This is a genomic window from Pelomicrobium sp. G1, from assembly GCF_051905455.1.
In the GTDB taxonomy this organism is placed as follows: Bacteria; Pseudomonadota; Gammaproteobacteria; order Burkholderiales; family UBA6910; genus Pelomicrobium.
In genome coordinates, this window is record NZ_JBQACR010000700.1 from 1 (window position 1) to 229 (window position 229).

Below are 229 nucleotides of genomic sequence, written 5' to 3' on the forward strand. Positions count from 1 at the left end.
GATCTCCCGAGTGGGGCATCTGCTGGGCATCCATAAAGCGCTGCGGATCCTCTTTCCCCACGACCGGGAGCTCGCCTACCGCTGGGTCACCGCGCCGAACCGCCGCTTCGACCACCGCACGCCGCTGGAGATCATGAAGCGATACGGCTACGAAGGCATCCTGGCGGTACGCCGTTACCTGGACTTCGAACGCGGCAGGTAAGGTGTTCGGCGAGCTGATCGGCGCCGT

Annotated in this window: 1 protein-coding gene; it reads left to right on the forward strand. The window is 65.1% G+C overall.

Features of this window, described 5'->3' with window-relative positions; translation table 11 throughout:
- Positions 1-202: MbcA/ParS/Xre antitoxin family protein (locus ACTFO6_RS20190; RefSeq protein WP_439936034.1), on the forward strand; the 202-nt coding region annotated here is incomplete at its 5' end.
- Between the last annotated feature and the right edge of the window lie 27 nt (positions 203-229).